Origin of the sequence: Marinobacter sp. VGCF2001, from assembly GCF_049943275.1 — a bacterium.
Classification (GTDB): Bacteria; Pseudomonadota; Gammaproteobacteria; order Pseudomonadales; family Oleiphilaceae; genus Marinobacter.
This window is the reverse complement of sequence record NZ_JBNFVX010000020.1, coordinates 27,450-53,039: the sequence shown is the minus strand read 5'-3', so window position 1 is coordinate 53,039 and position 25,590 is coordinate 27,450. Positions and strand designations below refer to the sequence as shown.

At 53.6% G+C, this 25,590-nt stretch carries 22 protein-coding genes and 1 pseudogene; all 23 read left to right on the top strand.

Annotation, left to right across the window (positions count from 1 at the left end):
• Positions 1-347, top strand: a pseudogene (locus ACP2AU_RS15430) (hypothetical protein); the annotation flags it as partial.
• A gap of 158 nt (positions 348-505) precedes the next feature.
• On the top strand, positions 506-1,627 hold the full coding sequence (locus tag ACP2AU_RS15425) for a glycosyltransferase family 4 protein (protein ID WP_426377108.1): 1,122 nt from the start codon (positions 506-508) through the stop codon (positions 1,625-1,627).
• The gene (locus ACP2AU_RS15420) at positions 1,557-2,204 is read left to right on the top strand and encodes a sugar transferase (protein WP_426377107.1); all 648 of its coding nucleotides are present in this window, start codon (positions 1,557-1,559) and stop codon (positions 2,202-2,204) included. Before ACP2AU_RS15425 ends, ACP2AU_RS15420 begins: the two co-directional genes overlap by 71 nt.
• The gene (locus ACP2AU_RS15415; protein ID WP_426377106.1) at positions 2,201-2,827 is read left to right on the top strand and encodes an acetyltransferase; all 627 of its coding nucleotides are present in this window, start codon (positions 2,201-2,203) and stop codon (positions 2,825-2,827) included. Before ACP2AU_RS15420 ends, ACP2AU_RS15415 begins: the two co-directional genes overlap by 4 nt.
• Positions 2,828-2,837: 10 nt before the next feature.
• The gene (locus ACP2AU_RS15410; protein ID WP_426377105.1) at positions 2,838-3,800 is read left to right on the top strand and encodes a DHH family phosphoesterase; all 963 of its coding nucleotides are present in this window, start codon (positions 2,838-2,840) and stop codon (positions 3,798-3,800) included.
• A 73-nt stretch (positions 3,801-3,873) separates the two neighbouring features.
• Complete coding sequence (gene cysD, locus ACP2AU_RS15405; protein WP_426377104.1) at positions 3,874-4,788, top strand: sulfate adenylyltransferase subunit CysD; 915 nt, start codon at positions 3,874-3,876, stop codon at positions 4,786-4,788.
• Positions 4,789-4,797: 9 nt separating this feature from the next.
• Entirely contained in the window at positions 4,798-6,210 is a 1,413-nt protein-coding gene (gene cysN / locus ACP2AU_RS15400) for a sulfate adenylyltransferase subunit CysN (protein WP_426377103.1), read from the top strand.
• Positions 6,207-6,809 carry an adenylyl-sulfate kinase gene (gene cysC, locus ACP2AU_RS15395; RefSeq protein WP_426377102.1) on the top strand — a complete coding sequence of 201 codons (603 nt, stop codon included), beginning with the start codon at positions 6,207-6,209 and terminating at the stop codon, positions 6,807-6,809. Before cysN ends, cysC begins: the two co-directional genes overlap by 4 nt.
• A 78-nt stretch (positions 6,810-6,887) precedes the next feature.
• On the top strand, positions 6,888-8,654 hold the full coding sequence (locus tag ACP2AU_RS15390) for an SLC13 family permease (protein ID WP_426377101.1): 1,767 nt from the start codon (positions 6,888-6,890) through the stop codon (positions 8,652-8,654).
• 41 nt (positions 8,655-8,695) lie between these two features.
• Positions 8,696-9,706, top strand: coding sequence for a DUF2235 domain-containing protein (locus ACP2AU_RS15385; RefSeq protein ID WP_426377100.1), 1,011 nt, complete (start codon positions 8,696-8,698; stop codon positions 9,704-9,706).
• Between the two features lie 65 nt (positions 9,707-9,771).
• A complete protein-coding gene (locus ACP2AU_RS15380; protein WP_426377099.1) occupies positions 9,772-10,950 on the top strand; it encodes a DegT/DnrJ/EryC1/StrS family aminotransferase in 1,179 nt (392 codons plus the stop codon).
• A gap of 22 nt (positions 10,951-10,972) precedes the next feature.
• The gene (locus tag ACP2AU_RS15375) at positions 10,973-12,904 is read left to right on the top strand and encodes a polysaccharide biosynthesis protein (protein WP_426377098.1); all 1,932 of its coding nucleotides are present in this window, start codon (positions 10,973-10,975) and stop codon (positions 12,902-12,904) included.
• A gap of 177 nt (positions 12,905-13,081) precedes the next feature.
• Positions 13,082-14,056 (top strand): MraY family glycosyltransferase, encoded by a 975-nt coding sequence (locus ACP2AU_RS15370; RefSeq protein WP_426377097.1) that lies wholly within the window; start codon positions 13,082-13,084, stop codon positions 14,054-14,056.
• Positions 14,049-15,002: an NAD-dependent epimerase/dehydratase family protein gene (locus tag ACP2AU_RS15365; RefSeq protein ID WP_426377096.1), complete on the top strand. Its 954-nt coding sequence runs from the start codon at positions 14,049-14,051 to the stop codon at positions 15,000-15,002. The genes ACP2AU_RS15370 and ACP2AU_RS15365 overlap by 8 nt, the downstream gene beginning before the upstream one ends.
• Positions 15,002-16,309 (top strand): lipopolysaccharide biosynthesis protein, encoded by a 1,308-nt coding sequence (locus ACP2AU_RS15360; protein ID WP_426377095.1) that lies wholly within the window; start codon positions 15,002-15,004, stop codon positions 16,307-16,309. The genes ACP2AU_RS15365 and ACP2AU_RS15360 overlap by 1 nt, the downstream gene beginning before the upstream one ends.
• Positions 16,293-17,249 carry a hypothetical protein gene (locus ACP2AU_RS15355; protein ID WP_426377094.1) on the top strand — a complete coding sequence of 319 codons (957 nt, stop codon included), beginning with the start codon at positions 16,293-16,295 and terminating at the stop codon, positions 17,247-17,249. Before ACP2AU_RS15360 ends, ACP2AU_RS15355 begins: the two co-directional genes overlap by 17 nt.
• Positions 17,246-18,376 (top strand): glycosyltransferase family 4 protein, encoded by a 1,131-nt coding sequence (locus tag ACP2AU_RS15350; RefSeq protein WP_426377093.1) that lies wholly within the window; start codon positions 17,246-17,248, stop codon positions 18,374-18,376. The genes ACP2AU_RS15355 and ACP2AU_RS15350 overlap by 4 nt, the downstream gene beginning before the upstream one ends.
• Positions 18,360-19,466 carry a glycosyltransferase gene (locus ACP2AU_RS15345; RefSeq protein WP_426377092.1) on the top strand — a complete coding sequence of 369 codons (1,107 nt, stop codon included), beginning with the start codon at positions 18,360-18,362 and terminating at the stop codon, positions 19,464-19,466. Before ACP2AU_RS15350 ends, ACP2AU_RS15345 begins: the two co-directional genes overlap by 17 nt.
• Positions 19,467-19,471: 5 nt before the next feature.
• Positions 19,472-20,734: a hypothetical protein gene (locus tag ACP2AU_RS15340; RefSeq protein WP_426377091.1), complete on the top strand. Its 1,263-nt coding sequence runs from the start codon at positions 19,472-19,474 to the stop codon at positions 20,732-20,734.
• Positions 20,735-20,737: 3 nt separating this feature from the next.
• On the top strand, positions 20,738-21,856 hold the full coding sequence (locus tag ACP2AU_RS15335; protein ID WP_426377110.1) for a glycosyltransferase: 1,119 nt from the start codon (positions 20,738-20,740) through the stop codon (positions 21,854-21,856).
• The gene (locus ACP2AU_RS15330; RefSeq protein ID WP_426377090.1) at positions 21,853-22,692 is read left to right on the top strand and encodes a glycosyltransferase; all 840 of its coding nucleotides are present in this window, start codon (positions 21,853-21,855) and stop codon (positions 22,690-22,692) included. The genes ACP2AU_RS15335 and ACP2AU_RS15330 overlap by 4 nt, the downstream gene beginning before the upstream one ends.
• 43 nt (positions 22,693-22,735) lie before the next feature.
• Entirely contained in the window at positions 22,736-24,157 is a 1,422-nt protein-coding gene (locus tag ACP2AU_RS15325) for an MBL fold metallo-hydrolase RNA specificity domain-containing protein (protein WP_426377089.1), read from the top strand.
• A gap of 40 nt (positions 24,158-24,197) precedes the next feature.
• Complete coding sequence (gene tviB, locus ACP2AU_RS15320) at positions 24,198-25,460, top strand: Vi polysaccharide biosynthesis UDP-N-acetylglucosamine C-6 dehydrogenase TviB (protein ID WP_426377088.1); 1,263 nt, start codon at positions 24,198-24,200, stop codon at positions 25,458-25,460.
• The last annotated feature ends 130 nt before the right edge of the window (positions 25,461-25,590 follow it).

Sequence of the window (25,590 nt, the reverse complement as noted above, 5' to 3'; positions counted from 1 at the left end):
GGGGGGGGCGGGTTGATATTGCTTCGATGAGCCTTCCGGTGCAGTTGTTCACCTATCTATTCCGCCCCTTATTTTTTGAAGCGAGAAGTGTTTTTGCTCTTGCTGCTGCCATCGATAACCTAATTTTACTCGGTCTATTCGTTTTTGGTGGAATTGCGCTTCTGAGGGGCAAAAAGACGGGGCTTGGAGAGAATCGTGTGTTTATGTGGGCTTATGCGCTTTGTGCTTGGCTCATTCTCGCAATGACTTCCGCTAATTTAGGTATTGCTGTCCGACAGAAGTGGATGTTTGTGCCGATGCTGATTTTTCTTTTGGTCTCTGTTCTTGGGCGTAGGCGAGTAATTTGAGATGGGAGCTTTTGCCTGGTCATTTGTAATGCAATTAGAAAGTGGGTGATTTGGGGCGTGCCGCACAAGGGGTAGGTAAACATGAGCTTTAATGGTTCTCGGGGCTAGGCGGCTGTGAATGGTGTGCTTGATTTAGGTGAAACGGATTTGCAACGTTGATGAATCTAATTATTGTGACTACTGTGCCAGAAACACTTGCGACGATACTTCGGGGTCAGCCCGCATGGCTTAACCAGTATTGCGCAGTTGTTTGTGTGACGTCTCCTGGTCCAATGCTGGAGAAAGTGAAAGAACATGAGGGTGTCAGTGTTCTTGAAGTGCCCATGAATCGCGGTATCAGTCCGTTTAAGGATCTGGTTTCTATTTATCGAATGTGGAAAGTTCTCAGGCGCGAGAAGCCGGACGTTGTGCACTCTTACACACCGAAGGCCGGATTGGTGACTATGTTGGCGGCTTTTCTGGCTGGCGTTCCAATACGTATTCACGCTTTTACCGGGTTAGTGTTTCCGACATCTGGTGGTTTCAAACGCAAGCTCCTTGTCGCAATTGATCGGTTGATTTGTGCTGCCGCAACTAAAGTTGTCCCGGAGGGTGAGGGGGTTGCGTCAGACCTGAGGGCTGACAGAATTACCTGTAAACCCCTGAGGGTGATTGGTAATGGAAACATTGCAGGAGTTCACACCCAGTATTTTCAGCCAGATGCATGCTTACCGCTTCAATATGCGGGGAGTGGTTCGTTTACATTTTGCTTTGTTGGGCGGCTGAATCGTAACAAAGGGCTTCAGGAACTTGTTTCTGCCTTTACCAGCCTGGAAGGAGACGCGACACTGCTTCTAGTGGGTGATTTGGACGCTACTGCACCGGTAGACGAGGTTACGCTGGGTCATATTCAGTCCCACCCACGGATTCAAACAACCGGTTTTCTTGAAGACATCCGGCCCGCTCTTGAGGCGTGTGATGTTTTAGTTCTGCCAAGTTATCGGGAGGGCTTCCCCAATGTGGTCCTGCAGGCCGGAGCGATGGGGAAGCCTGTGATTGCTTCAGATATTAATGGCTGTAATGAGGTTGTCGAGAGCGGCTTTAATGGTTGGCTGGTCCCACCGCGAGATGTGAGCGCCCTATCTGAGCGCATGGCGCATGTCATGTCTCTCCCTCCAGATGAGCGCGCGAAGTTGGGCAACAATGCTCGGGCGAGGATTGTTGAAAGGTATGAACAGACTGTTTACCGGCGAAAGTTGCTTGAATTTTACAGAGAGGTTGCTCGTGAAGCGGGGCTTTGATTTTTTTGTTTCTTTGATTGGGTTGGTGGCGTTGGTTCCCGTGATTTTTGTCGTTGCCCTGTTAATCCATTGCAAACTCGGCTCCCCGGTTCTCTTCCGCCAAACCCGCCCCGGCCGGAACGGCAAGCCGTTTGAAATGATCAAATTCCGCACCATGCTGGATGCCACAGACAAACACGGCAAACCACTGCCGGATAACCAGCGCATGACCCCCTTCGGCAGCTTTCTGCGCGCCACCAGTCTGGATGAGCTTCCAGAGCTGTGGAATGTGCTCAAGGGCGATATGAGCCTGGTAGGCCCGCGACCTTTGCTGATGGAATATCTGCCTCTGTACTCCAAAGAACAGTATCGCCGACACGACGTGCGCCCAGGTGTAACGGGGTGGGCGCAGATTAACGGCCGTAATGCCATTTCCTGGGAGGATAAGTTCAAACTGGATGTTTGGTATGTGGATAATCAGTCCCTTTGGTTGGATCTGAAGATTCTGTTTTTAACCGTGAAAAAGGTGGTAGTCCGGGATGGGATTAGCGGGGAGGGTGAGGTGACGATGTCTAAGTTTACCGGGAGCAACGATTGAAGCGCCTCGCCATTCTCGGTGCCAGTGGCCACGGCAAAGTGGTGGCGGATGCTGCCGGGTTGGTTGGCTGGCGTGAGGTTGTGTTTTTTGATGATGCCTGGCCGGAACTTACGAAGAACGAATCTTGGGCGGTTGTTGGCGACACTGCTGCTTTGCTGGAAGGTGTAAAGGGTTTTGATGGCGTTGTTGTTGCCATTGGTAATAACCGGATTCGACAGCTTAAGCAGCGTGAGTTGGCGGCCTCTGGGGCGCAAATCGTTTCGGTAATTCACCCTGCTGCCGTTATCAGCGAGCATGCCGCAGTTGGGGCCGGTACGGTGGTGTTCGCTAATGCTGTACTCAACGCTTGTGCGGATATTGGTGAGGGTTGCATCGTCAATACGGGGGCCGTGGTGGAGCATGACTGTGTGCTGGGTGAGTTCGCTCATGTTAGCCCGAACTCAGTTTTAGCTGGGGGGGCGAAAGTTGGCCCGCTGGCCTGGATAGGAGCTTGTGCTTCAGTTCTGCAGTTAATTGATGTGGGCGAGGGCGCAGTGGTTGGTATGGGCGCTGTTGTTACCAAAGACGTCCCATCAGGGATAACGGTGGTAGGTAACCCTGCAAGAGCTTTTCATTCAACGTAGAGCAAACACTATGCAAACCTACGACGTTTTCAATGGCGATGCCGATGGCATCTGTGCCCTTATTCAGCTTAGGCTGGCCCACCCCTGTGACTCCACTTTGGTTACGGGCGTGAAGCGGGACATTGCCTTAGCTCGGCGAGTGCCTGCGGAATCTCCTTCCCATATAAACATCCTGGATGTGAGCCTGGACAAAAACCGCGAAGCGGTGGATGAATTGCTGGCGGCGGGCGCTTCGGTGTTTTATGTGGACCACCACTTCCCCGGGGAAACCTTGCCGGATGCGCCGGGCTTTACCGCGTTGATTGATACCCAGCCCACTACCTGCACCAGTTTGTTGGTGGATCAGCATTTGGGTGGTCTGTTTCATAACTGGGCGATCACGGCGGCGTTTGGCGACAACCTGAATGCCGTAGCTGACGAGCTGGCTGTGAAGGCGGGGTTGAGTGCCAACCAGACCGAGGCCCTGAAAACCTTGGGTGTGTGTATCAATTACAACGGCTACGGCACTACGGTGGAGGATTTGCACTTCCATCCCGCCGATTTGTTCCGGGAGTTTGTGAAGTTTGCTGACCCACTGGATTTGATTGCTTCGGAACCCGTCGCCTGGCAACAGTTGCGCGATGGTTATGAGGCGGATATGACGAAAGGCTTGGCGGCGTCTGTGTTGAACGAAACCGATACCTCTTTGGTCGTGAAGTTGCCCGATGAGCCCTGGGCTCGCCGGGTTGGTGGTGTGTTGGGTAATGAGTTGGCGAACCGCAACCCCGATAAGGCCTGCGCAATCGTTACGGAGACAAGAGGCGACCATTACTTGGTGAGCATTCGAGCGCCTTTGAATAACCGCTCGGGCGCAGATGAAGTGGCGCGGCAGTTTCCGACCGGTGGTGGGCGCAAGGCGGCGGCAGGGATTAATAAATTGCCCGTCGATCAGTTGAGCGATTTTGTTGGCGTGATGGCTGGGTTTTGGCGGTAGGTTCAGCCCTGTGGGGTCTGCCCCCTTTTTAGCCTGTGCGGAAAGTATTTCGAACATAATCTGGATTTAAGAAATGACGTTAACCCCTCCCAAGAAAACCCACCTCAAGCAGCTTGAGGCGGAGTCGATTCATATTATTCGCGAAGTGGCGGCCGAGTTTGATAACCCGGTGATGCTGTATTCTATCGGTAAAGATTCCGCCGTCATGTTGCACCTTGCCATGAAGGCGTTTGCGCCCGGTAAGCCACCGTTCCCGTTGATGCACGTAGACACCACCTGGAAGTTCAAGGAGATGATTAGCTTCCGGGATAAAATGGCTGAAAAACTGGGTATGAAGCTGATTGTGCATACCAATCAGGAAGGTGTGGAGCAGGGCATTGGGCCGTTTACCCATGGCAGTGCCAAACACACCGATGTGATGAAAACCCAGGCGCTGAAGCAGGCGCTAGACAAGTACGGCTTCGATGCGGCGTTTGGCGGCGCCCGCAGGGATGAGGAGAAGTCCCGGGCCAAGGAGCGGGTGTATTCCTTCCGCGACAAGTTCCACCGCTGGGACCCGAAAAGTCAGCGCCCGGAGTTGTGGAACCTTTATAACGGCAAGGTGAGTAAAGGCGAAAGCATTCGCGTGTTCCCGCTGTCGAACTGGACCGAGCTGGATATCTGGCAGTACATCTATCTGGAAAACATCGACATTGTACCTTTGTACCTTTCTGCAGAACGCCCCGTGGTGGAGCGTGACGGCACCTTGATTATGGTGGATGACGACCGCATGCCGCTGGAACCGGGTGAAAAGCCGATGATGAAGAAGGTGCGCTTCCGTACTTTGGGCTGTTATCCGTTGACCGGTGCAGTGGAATCTGAAGCGGCCACGTTGCCTGAGATCATTCAGGAAATGCTGCTGACCACTACCTCGGAACGCCAGGGCCGGGTGATTGACCACGACGCGGCTGCGTCTATGGAACAGAAAAAACGCGAAGGGTACTTTTAAGGAATTGTTATGTCTCATGCATCGGCGTTAATTGAAGAAGATATCCTCGCTTACCTCGACCAGCACGAAAACAAAGACTTGCTCCGTTTTTTGACCTGCGGCAGCGTGGATGACGGTAAATCCACCCTGATCGGCCGCTTGTTGTTCGATTCCAAACTGATTTTTGAAGATCACTTGGCGGCACTGCACAAGGATAATGAGCGCCAGGGTAACGCCGGTGAGGCGTTGGATTTGGCGTTGTTGGTGGATGGCTTGGCTTCCGAGCGGGAGCAGGGCATCACCATTGATGTAGCCTACCGGTACTTCAGCACCGACAAGCGCAAGTTCATTATTGCGGACTGCCCGGGCCACGAGCAGTACACCCGCAATATGGCGACAGGTGCCTCCACTTGTGATTTGGCTGTCGTGATGGTTGACGCCCGTAAAGGCGTACTGACTCAATCTCGCCGTCACAGCTTTATCGTTTCGCTTTTGGGCTTGAAGCATGTAGTGGTCGCCATCAACAAGATGGACCTGGTGGAATTCAGCGAAGAGCGCTTCAACGACATTCGTGCGGAATACGAAAAGCTCGCGAAGCAACTAGGTCTGGAAAACGTTTACTACGTGCCGATCTCTGCGCTGAATGGCGACAACGTAGTGAACCGAAGCGAAAACACGCCTTGGTACCATGGCGAAACCTTGATGAATATTCTGGAGCAGGTTGAACTTCGCACAGACCAGAACGTTACGGACCTCCGCTTTCCCGTGCAGTTTGTGAACCGGCCAAACCTGGATTTTCGAGGTTATTGCGGAACGGTTGCCAGCGGTGTAGTGCACAAAGGCGATGAACTGGCTGTGTTGCCTTCGGGTATGAGTTCTCGGGTGAAGGGGATTCACACCTATGAAGGTGAGCTTGAGCGCGCATGGCCGGGCGATTCGATTACCATCACGCTGGAAGATGAGATTGATGTTTCACGGGGTGATTTGCTGGTTCACGCAAACCAACAACCAGAGATGGGCCAGCGTTTTGCGGCCAACGTGGTTTGGATGAGTGAAAAAGCGTTGGTGCCGGGGCGTGAGTACGGCATCAAAATTGGCACCAAGGTGACCAGTTGTTTCGTTAACAAGGTTTTGGAAGAGATTGACGTTAATAGCCTGGAGCGGAGTGCGCAAACCGCCAGTGGCCTTGAACTGAACGGCATTGGTGTGTGTGACATTGAATTGGCTGAACCGGTTGTCGTAGAAGGCTATCAGGATCACCCGGGCACGGGGGCCTTCATTCTGATTGATCGTCTAACGAATGTGACTGTGGCAGCAGGTATGGTTGAGCGGGCGTTAGATGGTGCCGGCGAGTTGCCCAAGCGCGAGTACACCGAAGCGGAGCGGAACTTGAACAAGTTCGTTCGCGAGAATTTCCCTGAGTGGGGGTGTAAAGAGGTATGAGTAACATCGTTTGGCATGATCATAAAATTACCCGCGCGGAGCGTTCGGCCAACAAAAATCAGAAGCCCTGCTTGCTCTGGTTTACCGGCTTGAGTGGGTCTGGTAAATCCACCATTGCCAATGCGTTGGATGTTGCCCTGCACGAGCGTGGTTACCATACGTTTCTATTGGATGGCGACAACGTGCGCCACGGGTTATGCAGCGACCTGGGCTTTTCCGACGATGACCGTGAAGAGAACATTCGCCGGGTAGGAGAAGTGTGCAAACTGTTCGCCGATGCCGGGCTGATTGTGATGAGCGCGTTTATCTCGCCCTTCACCAGTGATCGCCGCATGGTACGCAAACTGTTTCCGGCCGGTGAGTTTATTGAAGTCTTCATGGATGCCCCGCTGGAAACCTGCGAATCCCGTGATCCCAAAGGGCTTTACAAAAAGGCCCGCGCCGGCGAAATCAAACATTTTACCGGCATCGATTCTCCCTACGAAGTGCCTTCCCATCCCGAGCTTCGCCTGGACACCTCCAAGAACACGGTGGAAGAGTGCGTGGATTCGCTAATCGCGTACTTACTAGACCGTGGAATGATAGCCCTTAAATCATAATGCTATGGGTTAGCCCCCCGAATATTTGGCCCGGCCAAATGTATTGGGGGCTGGGCCCGTTCTGGAGTGCTTGAACGCATGGAATGGCAGGCCGTTTTTACTCTGATCACGTTGGCTGGGGTGCTGGGCACTTTGGCGTTAACGCGATTGTCGGCTGACTTGGTGCTGATGGCGGCATTGGCGTTGCTGTTGGTAAGTGGCGTGTTGGGGCCGCTTGAGGCACTTTCCGGGTTCGCGAACCCGGGGGTGATCACCATTGCTACGTTGTATGTGGTGGCGGCAGGGTTGAAAGAGACCGGCGCGGTGCAGTGGATCGCCCGGTTGTTATTAGGGCACCCGAAAACCCAACGCGGTGCGCAACTGAGGATGATTGCGCCGACGGGTGTTCTGAGCGGTTTTATGAATAATACGGCGGTGGTGGCTATGTTCATCCCGGCTATTCAGGATTGGGCCCAGCGCTTGGGTGTGCCCGCCTCTAAGCTTTTACTTCCACTGAGCTACGCTGCCATTCTAGGCGGCACCTGCACATTGATCGGAACCAGTACCAACCTGGTTGTTGATGGTATGTTGCAAAGCCGGCTGGGGATTAATCTCGGGCTGTTTGAGCTTGCGTGGGTGGGTGTACCGTTGTTGATGGTTGGCGGTGCGTTTTTGGTGTTTATTGGCCATAGACTGCTGCCAGACCGAGGTGGTTTGAGCGAGGAGCTGGACCAGGTTCGGGAGTACGGTGTTGAGGTTGAAGTAGAGGCGCGTGGGCCGCTGGCGGGTAAGACCATTGCCGAAGCGGGTTTGCGGGCGCTGACTTATGGGTACTTGACGGAGATTGACCGTGAAGGCCGTTTGATTACCGCCGTAGAGCCTAACCGAACTTTGCAAGCGGGCGATAAGCTTTACTTCGTCGGGGCGCCGGAATGTGCCAGCGAACTGCGCCGCATCCAAGGGCTAAAGCCTGCGAACGGGAGTGTGCACAAGCTGGAAGTTGAGAATCACCAACGCTGTTTGGTTGAAGTGGTTTTGGGGCCGGAGTTCCCGGCATTGAACAAGACGATTCGAGACAGCCGTTTTCGCACTCGTTTTAATGCTGTTATTTTTTCAGTGTCTCGGGAAGGGAGGCGGGTGCCCGGTAAGCTGGGTGATATCACGTTCCGCATGGGCGATACCTTGTTGCTGGAAGCTAGTCATCAATTTGTTGAGCAGTACCGGTTTCGGCGGGACTTTTTGTTGGTGAGTGCCCTTAATGACTCTACGCCGCCTGATTTCCGGAAAGCTCCAAGGGCGCTGGGTATTCTCGCGGTTATGGTGATTTTGAGTGCTTCCGGATTGCTGTCCATTTTGGAAGCGGCATTTGTAGCGTCTGGTGCGATGATTGCGACGGGGTGCATAACGGCAAGTCGGGCTCGGCGGAGTGTGGATTTGCCGGTGTTGGTGGTGATTGCTTCCTCCTTTGCTCTGGGCACTGCCATGACCGAAACAGGCGCGGCTCAATCGGTGGCGGGTTTTTTACTTGGCTTTGGCCCTTTTACTCCTTGGGTGGCCTTGGCCATAGTATATGTGCTGACGGCGCTGTTCACCGAGATGATCACCAATAACGCGGCGGCAGTGTTGATGTTTCCTATCGCTTTGGCCGTTTCGGAACAGTTGGGGGTTAATTTTTTGCCGTTCGCGGTGGCTGTGATGTTTGCAGCTTCGGCTTCGTTTATTACGCCGTTGGGCTATCAGACAAATTTGATGGTTTATGGGCCGGGGCGGTATCAGTTTATGGATTATGTAAGGATTGGAACGCCGTTGGCTTTGCTTGTTGGCAGTGTGGCTATTGGATTGATACCGTTGGTTTGGGTTTTTTAGTTAAAGCTTGAATTTCTCACGCTCCAAGGACAGGAGGAATCATGAAAAACATCATCATCTGCTCAGACGGCACCTGGCAATCGCCAGAGTCGGATACCGCTACCCACGTTTTACGGCTGGCCGAGGCGATTTCGCCAGAGGATGCGGCAGGTAACAATCAGGTGGTGTTCTACGACTGGGGCGTGGGCACGGAAGGCGACAAGTTTTCCGGTGGCATTGCCGGCAAGGGCATCGACAAGAACATTCAGGATTGTTATCGCTTTGTGGTTCATAATTACGAGCCGGGTGATGCCCTGTATCTGTTTGGTTTTAGTCGTGGGGCTTATACCGTTCGCTCGCTGGCCGGGTTAATCCGTAACTGTGGTATTTTGCGGCGGGAACACGCGGAAAAGGTTGGCCACGCTTATACGCTCTACCGGAACCGTGGCCCGGCGTCGGCGCCGGGGCGCGAGAAGGCTGCAAAATTCCGTAAAAACTACGCGGTGGCCGACGTAAGCCGTATTCACTTTATCGGGGTATTTGATACTGTAGGCGCGCTGGGCATACCTGCACCTTTTCTGGGCACGCTAGGCACAGATCGCTACCTGTTTCACGACACCGAGCCCAGCAGCATTATTAATCACGCCCGTCATGCGGTGTCGATTGACGAGAATCGGCAGGATTTCGAGCCCGCCCTGTGGCGTGAAAAAGCCGGAATCGATGTAAAACAGGTTTGGTTTGCTGGCGTTCATACGGATATCGGCGGCGGTTACCCAGACCACTCTCTTGGGGATGTGGCCGGCGCGTGGATGGCCAAAGAGGTGCAGACCTGCGGCTTAGCGCTGGAACGGCACTTCGTTTGGCGCCTGAACCCGGATTACGCCGGCAAGCAGCATAATGAATACAAAGGCTTTTACAAAGCCATGGGGCGCAAAACGGTGCGCCCGGTTTTACCGGTGCTCCACGAAAGTGTGAAACAACGCTGGCAAGATGCGGCGGTGAAGTACAAAAGCCCGGGGCTGGCCGAGCTGATCAGGCGTGTAGGGTGGGCCGGCATAGAGCTTCACCAATAACTGGGCCTGTCACCTGCGGCCCGGCGCGCTTTGTCATACCTACTGAATCAACAAACTGAGTAACCATGCTAAACGGACCTTTTTCCCCCTGGCCTTCCTTTTCTGAGGAAGAGGCCAATGCAGTGCGGGATGTACTACTCTCCAATAAAGTGAATTACTGGACAGGCCAGGAGTGTCGTGCGTTTGAGCGGGAGTTTGCGGCGTTTGCCGATGCCGAATACGCGATTGCGTTGGCCAACGGTACGGTGGCCTTGGATCTGGCGTTGAAGGCGCTTGGCATTGGCGAGGGCGATGAGGTGGTGGTTACGCCGCGCACGTTTTTGGCGTCGGTGTCCAGCATTGTTACTGCCGGGGCGGTGCCGGTGTTTGCGGATGTGTGCCCGGATTCCCAGAACATTACGCCAGAGACGGTGCGCAAGGCGATTACGCCACGCACCAAGGCCATAGTCTGCGTGCACCTGGCGGGCTGGCCCTGTGATATGGATGGCTTCCTGGCGCTTGCCGAAGAGTTTGATCTGAAGATCATTGAAGATTGTGCCCAGGCTCACGGCGCGAAATACAAAGGCCGTTCGGTGGGTTCTTTTGGCCATGTGGGCTGCTGGTCGTTCTGCCAGGACAAAATTATGACCACCGGCGGCGAGGGTGGCATGGTGACGACCAATGATAAAGCCCTGTGGAGTGCCATGTGGTCTTACAAGGACCACGGCAAAAGCTGGGAAGCCGTTTACGAGCGTGAGCATCCGCCGGGCTTTCGTTGGTTGCACGAGAGCTTTGGTACTAACTGGCGGATGATGGAAACCCAGGGCGTGATTGGCCGTTTGCAGCTAGGCTATATGCCTGAGTGGTTCGAGCGCCGGGCGCAGAATATTCAGGCGATCTGGAGCTGTGCACGGGAATTACCGGGGCTGAGAGTGCCCGAAGTGCCTCCAGGCCTTGAGCACGCAGCATACAAGGGCTATGTGTTTGTAGACCCGACTCAGCTGGGTGAGGGCTGGGATCGGGACCGTATTCAGAACGCCATTGTAGACGCTGGTGTGCCGTGTTTTTCCGGCTCCTGCTCAGAGGTGTACCTGGAGAAGGCGTTTGATGGCACAGATTGGCGCCCGGCCGAGCGGTTGCCGGTCGCCCGGGAGTTGGGCGAAACCAGTTTGATGTTTTTGGTGCATCCCACGCTCACGCAGGCCGAGATTGACAAGACTTGCCAGGTACTGGCCGATGTGATGGCGCAGGCAGCCGGGCGCTGAGCCTTTTTCAAGGATGGTGAGAATGTTCAAAAAATTCCTGGGGTTGCCCCGCTTCCACAAACGCATGATTTCGGTTGTAGCCGATGTGGTCGCGCTGTTTTTTGCCCTTTGGGCCGCGTTTGCGCTGCGCCTGGAGCAAATGCTCTGGCTACCTGCCCAGGAGCATCTGGTTATCTCCGGAGTAACGGTGGCGTTCACGATAGCGGTGTTCGTGCGCTTGGGGCTTTATCGCGCCGTTATCCGATATTTGAGCGACAAGGCCTTTCTCACGGTCATTATGGGGGTCGCGATCTCAACGGTTACCCTGATTCTGCTGGGCTACTGGCTGGACGTATTGGTGCCTCGCTCTGTCCCTATTATTTATGCCGCCCTGGCGTTCATTTTTGTGTCCGGTAGCCGCATGGGGATGCGGATGCTGATTATGCGCCCGAATCGCCACAACAAAGAGCGTGTGGCGATTGTTGGGGCCGGCGAGACCGGTATGCAGCTGTTCCAGGCCCTGGACCAGGGCACCGAGTACCTGCCTGTGGTATTTATCAGTTTTCTGGAATCCAATCATCGGGCGCTGATTAACGGCCTGCCGGTTTGCGACATTAAATACATTGAGAAAGCGGTACAGAAGCATCGGGTACAGCGGTTGTTGCTGGCTCTGGATGCGGATTCCGGTGTCGATCGAAAGCGCCTGTTAAAACAGCTGGAGCCGCTGTCGGTGCCGGTGCAAACCGTGCCCAATATGGCAGAACTGATAGCCGGCGATAAGCGCATTAACGATATCCGGGATCTGGAAATCGAGGATTTGTTGGGGCGAGACCCGGTGCGACCCGACAACGCGCAGATTGCCGAAAGCTTGTTTGGGAAATCTGTGATGGTTACAGGCGCGGGCGGGTCTATTGGTTCGGAATTGTGCCGGCAGATTATTCGTCATCGGCCCCGGGTACTGGTGTTGTTTGAGCAGTCGGAGTTTTCGCTGTACAGCATCGAGCGGGAATTGCAGGCGATCAATCGTATTGAGGGTTTGCAGGTTGACATCCATCCCTTGCTGGGCAGCGTGTGTCACCGTAAGCGCTGTGAGGCCGTTATGCGGGCATTCAGCATTCAGACGGTATACCACGCGGCGGCCTACAAGCATGTACCCCTGGTGGAACACAACATAATAGAAGGCCTGCAGAATAACGTTTTTGGAACCTGGCATACGGCTGAGGCTGCCATTGCAGCGGGGGTGGAGCGTTTTGTATTGATCTCCACCGACAAGGCGGTGCGGCCCACCAATGTGATGGGCGCGACCAAGCGTATGGCCGAGTTGGTGTTACAAGCGCTGGCCAAGCGCCAGTCTGGCACGGTGTTTTCGATGGTGCGTTTTGGCAATGTATTGGGCTCTTCCGGTTCCGTGGTGCCGCTTTTCCGCGATCAGATCCGTGATGGCGGCCCGGTGACGGTTACCCACCCGGATATCATCCGGTACTTTATGACCATCCCGGAAGCCAGCCAGTTGGTGCTGCAAGCGGGCAGCATGGGGCAGGGCGGCGAAGTGTTTGTGCTCGATATGGGCGAACCGGTAAAAATTGTTGATCTGGCCCGGCGGATGATTCACCTGATGGGCCTGGAAGAGCGCACGGATGCTAACCCGGACGGTGATGTTGAAATTATGTTCTCTGGCCTGCGCCCGGGGGAGAAGTTGTTTGAGGAGTTGTTGATTGGCGACAACCCCCAGGGTACTGCGCATCCGCGAATTATGATGGCCAGGGAGGTGTCTTTGCCTTGGCCCGCGATTGAGGATTTGTTGAACCGGTTTGGATCAGCCAGTCAGTCTTTTGACTGCGAAACAGTAAGAGATCTACTGGTAGAGGCCCGCACTGCCTATGCGCCGAATGGCGAGCTGACGGACCTGGTTTGGCAGAATGGCGACAGCCAATCCGCCACTGAGGTTCTGAGCCGGGTCGTCCGTGTAAGCTGATTGTCGTTTTTGTGTTACTGAAGTGACATTTTAGCAGCATTTATTTTCAGCCAATCTCAAGGCTAATGTGTTTGTGATACAATCCGGCGAATTTTTTCGGGTTGGGTCATGAATTTGTCATCTATTAGCCTCTCTATTGTCATGTTTCTCGTGGTGACAGCGGCCGCGGGGCTTACCGTGGCGGTTCGCTCCTGGGCGGTTCGGCGCAATGCGTTGGCATTGCCGAGCGAACGCTGTTCCCACACCATTCCGACTCCCCATGGCGGTGGTATCGCCATTGCGGTTATTTCGATCATTCTCGGTATTCTTTTCTCTGTGCTCGACTGGGTGCCAGACCCTTCAATGATGGCGTTCATTTCTCTGGGCTTTATCATGCTGGCCTTGGGTGTATGGGACGATTTTGGTGACGTTTCTCCCAAGTTACGTCTATTCGCCCACTTTGTAGTGGTTGGCATTGGGATGTGGTCGATTCCCAGGTTGCCGGTGTTTACCCTGTTCGGGTTGGAGGTAGACAGCGCTGTTGCGTTTTTGTTGTGGCCCCTGCTGGTGCTGAGTTGGGTGTGGCTGATCAATCTCTATAATTTCATGGATGGGATTGATGGCCTGGCGGCGATTCAGGCTTTGTTGCTGTTTGGCGGTATGGCCTGCAATTTCTGGTATTTGGGCTACGTAGAGTGGACCTGGATTTGTCTGTTTATTTTGGCGGCAGTGCTTGGATTTACCATTCTGAACTGGCCACCCGCAAAGATTTTCATGGGTGACGGTGGCAGCGGTTTTCTGGGATTTATTATCGGCTTTATGATGCTGTTGTCAGCCTCTCAGACTGATGCGAGCCTTTGGAGCTGGATTATTCTGCTTACGTTATTTATCTCAGATGCAACGGTTACGCTGGTTACACGAGTGTTAACTGGTCAAAATCCGCTTCAAGCCCATAATCTTCACGCCTACCAGAAGCTTTCCCGGCGCTTCGGGCGGCATAAGCCTGTTACTCTGGGGTATGGTGGGGTCATGTTTTTTGTGCTTGTTCCGGTTTCGATGATGGCAAATGTTATTCCTCATTCAGGGTCGGTGCTGTTCCTGCTGGTATTGCTGCCCGCATGTGTCTTTATGATCCACGCGGGCGCCGGGAAGACTGAGTCTGGCCATGTATAACGGTGTGGGCGCGCAGTCGCCCCGGGTGCTTGTGACGGGGGCCAGTGGCTTTGTGGGTTCTCAGTTAACGCTAGGGCTGGCTCGCAGAGGCGATTTTCGTGTTCGCACTTTGTCCCGGTCTTTTTGTGCGGGGTTTCCAGATTCTGTGGACCAGTTGGTGTCTGTCGCTCCTTTTGAAGCGGGCGCTCTGGCTCAGGCTGTTGCGGATGTTGATTATATTATCCATTGTGCTGGTCGTGCCCATGTGATGGATAACTTGCCACACAAGAAGGCGCTGCAGGCCTACCGCGAGGTGAATGTCGATTATTCTGTGCGGCTGGCCAATTCGGCGCTGGAAGCTGGCGTTAAACGCTTGATTTACTTGAGTTCAGTTAAGGTTAACGGTGAGAGTACAGGCGGCCGCCCGCCTTTCCATCCGCTCGATGAACCTAAACCTGAAGACGCATATGGCCTATCAAAATGGGAGGCAGAACAGGCCATAAAGGAGGCTTTGGGTGGCCACTGTGAGTGGGTAGTAGTGCGTCCGCCCTTGGTTTATGGCGGAGGTGTCAAAGGCAACTTTGCGCGGCTGCAGGCGGCAGTTACTGCAAGAAAGCCACTGCCATTAGGCCTGCTGAATAACAAGCGCAGCCTGATTTCCGTTTCCAATCTTGTCGACTTCCTGATGTTCTGCCTCCGTCATCCTCGGGCATGCGGTAATGTGTTTATACCATGCGACCAGCAGGATCTCAGTGTTCGCGAGCTTGTTCTGCGCTTGGCTTCGGCCGGTAATGTGCGCCCGGTGTTATTGCCGGTACCGGTTTGGTGTTTAACACTTGCTGGCAGGTTGTTGGGCCAGCATAAGTCGATTAACCGCCTGTGCGGTTCGCTGCTGGTAGACCACTCACACACAAAGGATTGGCTAGGGTGGACGGCGCCATCAGTCCCCTTTGAAAAGTCGGGCTGATGGCTGCTACAGTAGTTGAGCTGGAAAAACTCCGCCTGTTGTTTAAACAGGCAGGTACGCTACTTACCGGGAATGCCTTTGCCGGTGCACTTGGCCTGGCGGCCTTTCTGGCAACTGCACGTCACCTGGGCGCCGAGAGTTTTGGCGCCCTGGCGTTGATAACCACTTATGCGGTGGTTATTGATAAGCTTCTTAACTTTCAGTCCTGGCAGGCGCTTATTAAATTCGGTGCCAGTATAGCTACTGACACGGCCAATGCGCCCAACCTGTCTCGTCTTGTTTCATTTTGCCTTATGGCGGATGTGGCCAGTGCTGCGGTAGCTGGAGTGGTGGGGTTGTTTTTGGCTCAGTCTGTGGGACAGTTTTTGGGTTGGTCGGATGCGGTGCTGGCTGGTGCCGGGTGGTTCTGCCTGGTGGTTGTATGCAATGTGACAGGCGCGGCTACCGGGCTGTTGCGTATTGCCGGGCGTTATCGCTTATTGGCTGTCCATCTGGTTTTGGCTAACGCCTTTCGGCTGATTGGTGTGGTGGTTGGTGTTACCCTGGATGTTGGTATTGCCTGGTTCCTTTGGGTTTATGGAATTTCTATGGCTCTAGGGTACGCTGTTATCGTCTTCGGAGGGCTTTCCGTTGCCCGAAAATGGAAGTTGGAGTTCGTCACCGGCTCCCGTTCTGAGATCCGGCAATACTTGTCGTTTCTTTTCTGGACAAATGCCTCCTCGGCGCTGGCTGTTCCGGTAAAGCATTTTGATGTAATCGTGGTTGGTGCAGTTCTCAATGAAGCCGCGGCCGGGCAGTTCAAGGTGATTCGGCAGGTTGGGCAGTTGTTGGGGCAAATATCTTCACCTCTGTATCAGGCTGTTTATCCATTCCTGTCGAGAGACGCCGGAGAGGGTAACTCCAGCGGGAGTATTCGCCTTGCCTGGCGCAGCGGGCTATGGGTTGCACTGATTGCGCTTCCTCTTGCTTTACTGGTTTCAGTGGCCGGTATTTGGTGGGTTCCTTCGGTTTTGGGCGAAAGCTACAATGCCCTGGTGGTTCCTTTAATTGTGTTCGCGGTGTTAAGCGCGTTAAGTCTGGGCGCCGGTACTATTCACCCTTTGTTTCTTGCTCTCGGGTTTGCGCGGGAAACCGCGGTTATTCTCATATTTACCACCCCTCTTTATTTGTGGCTGCTGTGGTCGCTGGTGGGTGCCCTTGGGCTAATGGGTGTTGTTATTGCATTTGGCGTTGAGTTCTTTTTGGTTGTGGCGATCAAGCTCTTGCTGATTCAACGGTGGCGAAGGCGGGGTGCAGGCCTTGGTTAATCTGCACTTTGTGATGCCGGAAGCCTCTAATCAGTTAATGGCTCTCGACCCTGACCGCGATTGGAAAAGGTTTGGGCGAAGCGAGCCAGCTTGGGCGCTTCAGTCTGCAATTTTTCTGGCCCGGGCCGGCGTTGAAGCATCTCTGGGTTCGGTACCTAGGGAAGATGCCATCAATTTTGTGCCAGCTTCCATGCTGATTGGCCGGCGGTTTGGCAGTGAGCGCTACTATACGGTTTCTTTGGCGGCCGACAAGGTTTTGATCCCGTGGGCCCATGCTCATATTGTTCAGAATGCGGAGCAGGCAGGCTTTAACCGGTATTGGCTGCACCATTGGCCGCAGCCGGGTTTGATACCAAGGCAAACTGAGCGCGCCTGTAATGTTGAGACAGTTGGGTTTGCCGGTCTGCCTATCAACAGCGGTTTGTCTGAAAGTTCGCTGGCGCCTGTGTGTGAGCGGCTCGGGCTTTCGTTTCGGCTGTTATCGCCTGATAACTGGAATGATTACTCCGCCGTGGATGTATTGGTAGGTTTGCGCGACTTTTCGGGTGGCCGGTACCCACGTAAACCGGCAAGCAAGCTTTTTAATGCCTGGCTGGCTGATACGCCATTCATTGGTGGTATGGATTCGGCCTATGAGCAGGTTGGCGAACCCGGTGGTAATTATTTGCAGGTTACCTGCTTTGATCAACTCGCAAGGGCGCTTGAGAGCCTGGCAAGCAATGCCGGGCTTTATCAGCGTTTGGTTACCAATGGTCGGGTTGCTTGTGAGGTGTGCCGCCGGGAGGCGATCGTTGAATCCTGGATGCGTGTGGCGGAGGAGCTTGAACCTGACTTTCTGCACTGGCGCCGAACAGCTTTGGGCGCGCGAGTGGCTCGCTCGCTGATTCGGGGGGCGCGCACAAGGGGGCAGCGGTTGGGGTACTCCGGGGGGCGATTGTGAAGTTGGTTTATGTCGCCAATTCAATCATACCCTCGCGGGCGGCGAACAGTGTGCATGTTATGAAGATGTGCGATGCGCTTGCGTCGGTCGGATACGAGGTCACACTTTTGGTGCCTGCAGTGTCGGAGTCAGATCAGCGTGACCTGTTCGAAAGCTATGGCGTGCCCCGAAGTTTTACCATTAAGAGACTGCCCTGGGTAAAGATGCCTGGCAGGGGGTGGTGGTTTGCATTACTGGCCTTTCTTGCCATTCGGCGTTTGAAGGCTGACCGGGTATACGGTAGGCATTTGCCTTCTCTCATGTTGCCGTCGATGGCGGGTATTCCGACGGCTTATGAGGCCCATGCCCCCGTTTGGGAAACCATGGGAAAGCCTGGCATGGCCTGCTTCAGATTGGTTGCCTGTGGCAGGGGGTTCCGTAAGCTAGTGGTGATTTCCGATGCCCTTGCGGGCTGGTATGTGCGCCATACCATGTTGGGTGAAAATAACATTCTGGTGGCTCATGATGCGGCCAGTCCATCCCCGAACTCTGTTATGAAGCTGGGCGGGCAGAGAACAGAAGGCCGGTTTGAGCTGGGCTACGTTGGCCAGCTTTACACGGGCAAAGGCATGGAAATGATTGCAGCCGTCGCACAAAGAAGGCCAAGTTACGCCTTTACTGTGGTTGGGGGAGATGATGCCGATATCGATTACTGGAGTGGACGTTTGCGGAACCTGGGCAATATTCGTTTTACGGGATTTTTACCCCAGGCGGAGGCTGTTTCGCTAATTGAGGGGTTTGATGCGGTGTTGGCTCCGTACCAGAAACGCGTGACAACGGCGGGCGGTGGTGGCGATGTTTCTCGGTGGATGTCGCCGCTAAAGATTTTTGAGTATATGGCAGCCGGTAAGCCAATTGTGGCATCAGACCTCCCCGTGCTTCAGGAAGTGCTTGATGATGGCGAGAATGCCCTGCTTTGTGAACCTGAAAACCCGGACCATTGGTGTGGGGCAATTGACAGGTTGTACTCAGAAACTGGGTTAGGCGAGCGCCTCGGTAGCCAGGCACGCAGTGACTTTTTGGAGCATTACACCTGGGGCGCCCGTGCCTGCAGGGTGTTGAAGGATGTTTATGGCGATGCGTACTGAGTCGGTCTGGTTTTTTATCAGCGACTTGGGCCAGGGTGGTGCGCAGAAGGTTTGTAGTACTCTGGTCTGTGAACTGCACAATCAGGGGCAATCGGTCGGCCTGGTTGTGCTTCGCGGAGATCAAGGCAGTTGGCCCCTGCCGGAGTCTGTTGTGTTTCATTCCTTTGGGTGTAATCACGCCCGCTCGGTGTTACCTCGGCTTATTAGCTGGATACGATCAGTGAAACCGGAGGTTATCCTGGTATTTAACCACCAGTTGGCGGTTTTGCTGATTATTGCACGTGCTGTCTCTGGTGTTAACGTGAAGATTGTCGCCCGTAATATCAGCAACCTGACCGAGAAGTATTCCAGGGAAGCTGCTGTCTGGCATCGGTATGTTGTGAACCCTTTAGTGAAGCTGCTGTTTCAGCGGGCCGACACGGTTGTTGCCCAATCCAGGGGTATGGCTAGAGATCTTGTTGAGAATTACGGCTTTACGGAAGAAAAGATAGCGCTCATCCCAAACCCTGTTGAGTTCAGGAATATTGAGGGCGTAACGCGGACGGGCACTTATGGATGCCATAAATTTTTGTTTGTAGGCAGGTTAGAGCCTGTAAAAAATCTGCCCTTTCTTTTAAAGGCGTTTTCAGAACTGAGAAAAAGGCTGGAGAACGTTGGTTTGACCATTCTTGGAGAGGGTTCCGAGAGGCCGCGGCTGGAGGCCATGTGTAAAGAGCTCCGGATTTCCGATTATGTTCGTTTCCTCGGGTGGCAGAATCCCGATAGCTATTACGCTTCTTCTGATGTGACAGTACTTACCTCACATTACGAAGGTTTTCCGAATGTTTTGATTGAGTCTATGGTGCATGGCAAGCCTGTTGTCTCTGTTGACTGTCCTTCCGGGCCGAATGAGGTAATTGTGAGGGGGGTGAACGGTTTTTTGGTTAGCCAAGTGCAGTCTGAAAGGTTTGCCGCCTGTATGGAGGAGGCGGCACTTCGGGTATGGGAGCCAGCGGAGATAAGAGGTTCTGTTTCACGTTTTGCCGCTGATGCGGTTGCTCAGAAATACTGGCAGTTGCTCAGTGGGATTGGCCAGAGCACAGGATGTTAACGTTAATGAATGCTTTGATAGCAGGTGCTCGGCAAACACTGGTTTCCCATCCTTCTTGGGCTCGGCGGTTGTTGGGCGCGCTTGGCTTTCTATACCTGATGCCAGTGGCGTTCCAGGGGCTGCCTGGTTATACCACCCGTTGGGTTGGTGGTCTTGGTGTGTTGTTTCTGCCGTGGCTGATTCGTAGTTATTGCCGGGGTATGTGGTTTCGCTGGTTTGTGTTTTTATTCGTCACTCTGGTGCTTTACCTCACGGCCTTGTACTGGGCAACTGGCAGTCAGGATTACCGGGTATTCAAGGATATTGTCCTTATCGGCATCCAATTATTTCCCGGGGCTCTTTTGTTGGCCTTTGTGTTGTCTGCACTTAAGGAAGACTTTGATTTTTTCCTGGACATTCTGTTCTGGGGCATGGTTTTTTATGGCTCATCAATTGTAATGGCCGCTTTGTGGGTGGAGCCCAGAGAATGGTTTTCCCAAGTAACCGTTAACCTCTCTAACATAGACGACACTAGTGCCCGCGCTCGCGGTTTGCTTAATGCCAGTGGCGCGGGGGCATCGTCTGTTATTGCACTTGCGTTTTTGGCTGGCTGGCTGCGGTTCAACTGGAGCCAGCTACTCCGGGAAAAACTGGCACGTTTGGTGGGCTTCGCGATTCTTTTTTCAGCCTGCGTCGTTGCCGGCAGGACAGGGCTGATATTGATAGGTATCACGGTGACAGCGTTCGCTGGTTGTTACCTAATTGAGCGTAAGGCTGGAGGAGTCGGTGTATTGCTGATTGTGGGGGGGGGGAGTTGCTTTGGATTGTTGGTTCTGTACTGGATAGGCCTGCTTGATTTCCGGCGATTAGACGATTTTTATTACCTGTTTTCCGGGCGCTGGGATGAAGGTATCTGGAAAGCTTTTTCTTCTTTCGTATTATGGCCCGATTCTTTGGCTGGTGTTGTTTGGGGAAACCCTTCCACCTATGAATTGAACCGGATTCCAAGTGATTTGGGGTACATTCGCCTGCTATGGGCTATTGGAGGGGTAGGTTCCGCTGTCTTTTATTTCTTTATTGGCGCAATGATCTTTCTAGCTTTTAAAGGTGCGCAGAAAAAAGAGCATAAGTTATTTGTCGCCGCTTTAGGCTTTTGGGTGTTTTTTGTTCACTTCAAAGAGCCGTTTTTACTGGATCAGCGCTTCCTGGCCTTGGTTACGCTAACATTCGTCGTTTTTACAATGCGCCTGGATATTTCATGGAAACATCATGAAAGGGCTGCGAGGTGAACTATTAACGTTCTTTATATTGTTTCTACGCTTGAGCGAACTGGGCCTACTAGGCAATTGTTGTACCTGTCGACGAGGGTGCAGGACTTGGGGCACCGAGTGTGTGTTTTGACTTTGTCGCCCGAACCCGAGAACTCTTTGAAGGGGATGTTTGTTGATAGAGGGTTGGAGGTGATATCGCTTGACCTACCTCGTTTAAAGAGTTTGTTCGTAGGCAGGGCCCGGCTCAGGCAATTGTTGATTGGTAGAGCAATAGACGTTGTCCATACTCAGGGAGTCCGGGCTGATAGTCTGGTATCTGGGGTTGATCCTGTAGTAAACCGTATTGCTACGCTCCGGAATTATCCATCTGACGATTATCCGCCATTATATGGAAAGGTAAAGGGCTGGTTGATGGCCTGGTTTCACCTGCGGGCTTTGGCCGAGTTTGATCGTGTGGCTGTGGTGTCTGGGGCTATCGCTCGGTTATTGGAGGATTATGGAAAGTTGCCGCTTGATGTTTTGCATAACGCTGTTGATTCACAGTATTTTCGTGCTCCGGGTTTGCAGGAGCGGGCGGAGTCTCGGAATGCGCTATCGCTGGCACCGGATAGCTTTGTTGTTGTGATCGTGGGTGATTTAATTCGGCGAAAAAGAGTGCCGGAGCTGCTTTTCGCACTTGCAAGACTTGTGACGCCCCCTGAGGTTCTGGTGGTTGGGGATGGCCCGGAATTGGACAGTTGTATGCGCGCGGTGCAGGGGACCGATGGCGTGAGATTTCTGGGGAAGCGTGAGGATGTGAGGCCTGCACTTTGGGCTGCGGATGTACTTATCTCCAGCTCGGCCTCGGAAGGAATGCCGAATGCAGTGATGGAGGCGGTAGCCACGGGGCTTCCTTGTTTGCTCTCGGATATACCGGCCCATCGTGAGCTGATAGCTGCAGCCAATACTGAGATCCCGGAGGTGTTGTGGTTCAATCTGGATAATCTGGAGCAAGGTAGTCCGAACCAGTTAGCAGATGGTCTTCAGGCTGTCGTTGCCTATTGGGCGCAGCACCCGGTTCGTAAGTGTTGTGATGCGTTTTCCGTGGACTCAATGGCTGAAAAGTACTGTTTGTTGTACGCACAGGGGAGGCAGCGGTGAAGGTGTCGGGCAAGATTGCGGTGCTTATGCCAGTGTATACGGGCGACAAGCCTAGTCAGGTTGTGGAGGCAATTAGCAGTATTCTGGCGCAGACGTACAGTAATTTTATTCTCTTTGTTGGCTGTGATGGCCCGCTGGCGGCGGATGTGGCGAATGCAGTTGCTAAGTTCAATGATGAACGGCTGAGGGTGGTTCGGTTTCCGGAAAACCGGGGCCTAGCCCATACACTTAACAGCCTGATTGACCTGGCATTGCAAGACCAGGACGTAGATTTTATAGCCCGTATGGACGCTGACGATATCTCTATGGAGGAGCGGTTTGAGCAGCAGGTGCAATTTCTTGGCAGTAACCCCGGCATTTCTGTGCTGGGCGCTGGTTGTTATGAAATAACGGGTTCCGGGAACATTGTCTTCGAGAAACGCTTACCTGAGCGACATTCAACTTTGGCTCGGCGTTTTATCAAGCAGTGCCCGTTAGTTCATCCGACGGTTATGTTTCGCAGGCAGGTTTTTGAGGCCGGTGCCAGGTATCCGACAGAGTATGTTCGATCGGAAGACTTGGCATTCTGGTTAACTTTGATGGGCGAGGGGTACCAATTCGCGAATATGCAGCGGCCGCTTTTGTTGTTTCGGATAGGTGATGATTTTTTAAAGCGCCGTGCTGACAGAAAAAAGGGCTGGGCCGAATTCAGGGTTCGCATAAAGGCGATTAAACAGCTTGGGTTACCGGTAATTGTGAATCTGTTTTATGCAATGGCACAATTGGGCGTAAAGGCTTCTCCTGCCATATTGATTGGCTTTGCGTATCGTATTGCCCGTTCACAAAAATCAGGCTGATATTGCATATATCAGTTGGTAATTTTTCAACAAGGATGTTGTTATGGTTGGGCTCTTGCACCACGGCGCCGTCAATGGCGTCACCGGCTCCTGCCACGAACTCCGTCTACCGGGCTCCGGCATTCTCATCGATTGCGGCCTGTTTCAGGGGCAAGACAAAGGCCCCACCTCAAACGCCCTGGATCTGGCCATCGATTTCCCGATTGATCATATCCGTGCGCTCGTTGTCACCCACGTACACATAGACCACGTAGGGCGCATTCCTTATCTGTTAGCCGCCGGCTTTGATGGCCCGATACTGTGTTCCCAGCCCTCAGCCATTATGCTTCCGGAGATCCTGGAAGATGCCCTGAAGATCGGCTTTACCAAAGACCGTAGGTTAATCGAAAAGGTGCTCGACAGAATCCGTTCCCAGCTTGTGCCTTTGCCTTATGGCCAGTGGCATTCTGTGATCGAAGGTGACCAGGAGGCGTTGGCAGTGCGTTTGCAAAGGGCCGGGCACATTCTGGGTTCTGCCTATGTGGAATGCGATGCTCGGGCAGAGGGCAAAAGTGAATGCATTGTATTCAGTGGCGACCTGGGCGCTCCGCATTCCCCGTTATTGCCTGCTCCGGAATCACCGGAGAAAGCCGACCGGTTGATCATCGAGAGCACCTACGGTGACAAAAACCATGAAGACCGGGAGACCCGCCGTTATCGTTTGAAATCGGTGCTTGAACACGCGCTGGCGGATGGCGGTACGGTGTTGATTCCGGCGTTCAGCATTGGCCGGACCCAGGATTTACTCTACGAGATTGAAAGCTTGATAGCGGAGTTTGGGGGTCGGGCTATCGAGCAGGCGGGCGAGGCGTCTTCGGCGCGTGGTCTGTGTTGGGGCGATCTTGAGATTGTCGTGGATTCACCGTTAGCCGCCGAGTTCACCCGAATCTATCGGGATCTCAAGCCATACTGGGACGACGAAGCCCGGGCCTTGGTCAGTGCAGGGCGACACCCGCTTTCCTTTGAGCAGCTGACGGTGATTGGCTCCCATGAAAGCCATCTGAATGCGGTGGAGTATCTGGCCCGTTCCCACCGGCCCTGTGTTGTAATTGCGGGTTCGGGTATGTGCGCAGGTGGCCGAGTCGTGAATTATCTCAAAGCCATGTTGGACGATGAGCGCAACGATGTGCTCTTTGTCGGCTATCAGGCCGCAGGCACGCCCGGCAGAGACATTCTGACCTACGGGCCCCGGGGCGGTTGGGTAGAGTTAGATGGCAAACGCTACGATATCCGGGCCCGGGTTCACACGGTGGGCGGGTATTCAGCCCACGCGGGCCAGGAGGACTTGCTGCGTTTTGTTGCGGGTATCCCGAAACCGCCCTCGGAGATTCGCATTGTCCACGGCGATGCAGGCGCGAAGGCGGCATTGCAGGTAAAATTACAATCATTGGCACCGGAATCGCAGGTTGTGATTCCCGCAGGCTAGACGAATTTAACGGTTAAAACCGAACATTTTTGGAGGACGAATGAAGAAAATCGCGGTTGTAGGCCTGGGCTACGTGGGTTTGCCCCTGGCGGCTGCTTTTGGTGAGAAGCGTGAAGTGGTGGGTTTTGATATCAACACCAAGCGCATCGCCGAGCTTGGGGATGGTATTGACGCTACTCGCGAATTGTCCTCAGAGGAACTGGTTGCGGCCAGCCACCTTTCGTTCACAGACACGGTAGAAGGCATTGCCGATTGCCAGGTTTACATCGTGACCGTGCCCACGCCAATAGATGAGTTCAAAACGCCGGACCTGACTCCACTCGTTAAAGCCAGCGAAACGGTAGGCAAGGTGCTCAAACAGGGCGACATCGTTATTTATGAATCCACGGTGTACCCGGGTGCCACTGAAGAGGTCTGTGTGCCGGTCTTGGAAAAAGTATCCGGCCTTACATTCAATAAAGACTTCTTCGCCGGCTACAGCCCGGAGCGGATTAACCCGGGCGACAAAGAGCACCGCGTGACCACGATTATGAAAGTCACGTCCGGTTCAACGCCAGACATTGCCGATGAGGTAAACAATCTTTACGCGGATATCATTACCGCCGGCACGCATAAGGCCAGTTCAATTAAAGTGGCCGAAGCGGCCAAGGTGATTGAAAATACCCAGCGGGATTTGAATATTGCGTTGATGAATGAGCTGTCGATGATCTTTTCCCGCATTGGTATTGATACCCATGAAGTGTTGGCAGCGGCCGGAACGAAATGGAACTTCTTGCCGTTCAAACCGGGTTTGGTTGGCGGACATTGTATTGGTGTTGATCCGTATTATCTCACTCATAAAGCCCAGGCCATTGGTTATCACCCGGAGATTATCCTGGCGGGCCGGCGGGTGAACGATAATATGGGGCCCTATGCGGCGGCTGAACTGGTGAAGGCGATGATCAAGAAAGGCCATACCATTGCCAGTTCGCGGGTATTGGTGATGGGGCTGACGTTCAAAGAGAATTGTCCGGATTTGCGAAATACCCGTGTTATTGATGTGGTTAATGAATTGAAAGATTTCGGTTGTCAGGTGGATGTTACCGATTGCTGGGCAGATAATGCCGAGGCTGAACACGAATATGGTATTTCCCTCGTTGCCGAGCCGAAAGCCGGTGAATACGATGCGGTATTCCTCGCTGTACCCCATCGCGACTATTCGTCGATGTCGGCAGACCAACTGCGTGCATATACGAATAGCAACGGCGTGTTATTTGATTTGAAGGGTGTGTTGCCTATGGGGCAGGCCGATTTACGCTTGTGATATTGGGTTCTTTCAGAAAGCCGGCCATTGTGCCGGCTTTTTTATTAAGTGGTTTTAAATAATTAATTTTGCCTTGCTGCTATTTCTACATTATTATTCGTGGCGACTTCCGGTCTTATTTATTCAGTAT

What these genes read in the sequence shown, in the direction of transcription:
- cysC (WP_426377102.1), top strand. Translation starts at nt 6,207, where the DNA reads ATGAGTAACATCGTTTGGCATGATCATAAAATTACCCGCGCGGAGCGT.
- ACP2AU_RS15340 (WP_426377091.1), top strand. Translation starts at nt 19,472, where the DNA reads ATGAATGCTTTGATAGCAGGTGCTCGGCAAACACTGGTTTCCCATCCT.
- ACP2AU_RS15360 (WP_426377095.1), top strand. Translation starts at nt 15,002, where the DNA reads ATGGCTGCTACAGTAGTTGAGCTGGAAAAACTCCGCCTGTTGTTTAAA.
- ACP2AU_RS15390 (WP_426377101.1), top strand. Translation starts at nt 6,888, where the DNA reads ATGGAATGGCAGGCCGTTTTTACTCTGATCACGTTGGCTGGGGTGCTG.
- cysD (WP_426377104.1), top strand. Translation starts at nt 3,874, where the DNA reads ATGACGTTAACCCCTCCCAAGAAAACCCACCTCAAGCAGCTTGAGGCG.
- ACP2AU_RS15380 (WP_426377099.1), top strand. Translation starts at nt 9,772, where the DNA reads ATGCTAAACGGACCTTTTTCCCCCTGGCCTTCCTTTTCTGAGGAAGAG.
- tviB (WP_426377088.1), top strand. Translation starts at nt 24,198, where the DNA reads ATGAAGAAAATCGCGGTTGTAGGCCTGGGCTACGTGGGTTTGCCCCTG.
- ACP2AU_RS15375 (WP_426377098.1), top strand. Translation starts at nt 10,973, where the DNA reads ATGTTCAAAAAATTCCTGGGGTTGCCCCGCTTCCACAAACGCATGATT.
- ACP2AU_RS15325 (WP_426377089.1), top strand. Translation starts at nt 22,736, where the DNA reads ATGGTTGGGCTCTTGCACCACGGCGCCGTCAATGGCGTCACCGGCTCC.
- cysN (WP_426377103.1), top strand. Translation starts at nt 4,798, where the DNA reads ATGTCTCATGCATCGGCGTTAATTGAAGAAGATATCCTCGCTTACCTC.
- ACP2AU_RS15385 (WP_426377100.1), top strand. Translation starts at nt 8,696, where the DNA reads ATGAAAAACATCATCATCTGCTCAGACGGCACCTGGCAATCGCCAGAG.
- ACP2AU_RS15365 (WP_426377096.1), top strand. Translation starts at nt 14,049, where the DNA reads ATGTATAACGGTGTGGGCGCGCAGTCGCCCCGGGTGCTTGTGACGGGG.
- ACP2AU_RS15345 (WP_426377092.1), top strand. Translation starts at nt 18,360, where the DNA reads ATGGCGATGCGTACTGAGTCGGTCTGGTTTTTTATCAGCGACTTGGGC.
- ACP2AU_RS15410 (WP_426377105.1), top strand. Translation starts at nt 2,838, where the DNA reads ATGCAAACCTACGACGTTTTCAATGGCGATGCCGATGGCATCTGTGCC.
- ACP2AU_RS15420 (WP_426377107.1), top strand. Translation starts at nt 1,557, where the DNA reads ATGAACAGACTGTTTACCGGCGAAAGTTGCTTGAATTTTACAGAGAGG.
- ACP2AU_RS15425 (WP_426377108.1), top strand. Translation starts at nt 506, where the DNA reads ATGAATCTAATTATTGTGACTACTGTGCCAGAAACACTTGCGACGATA.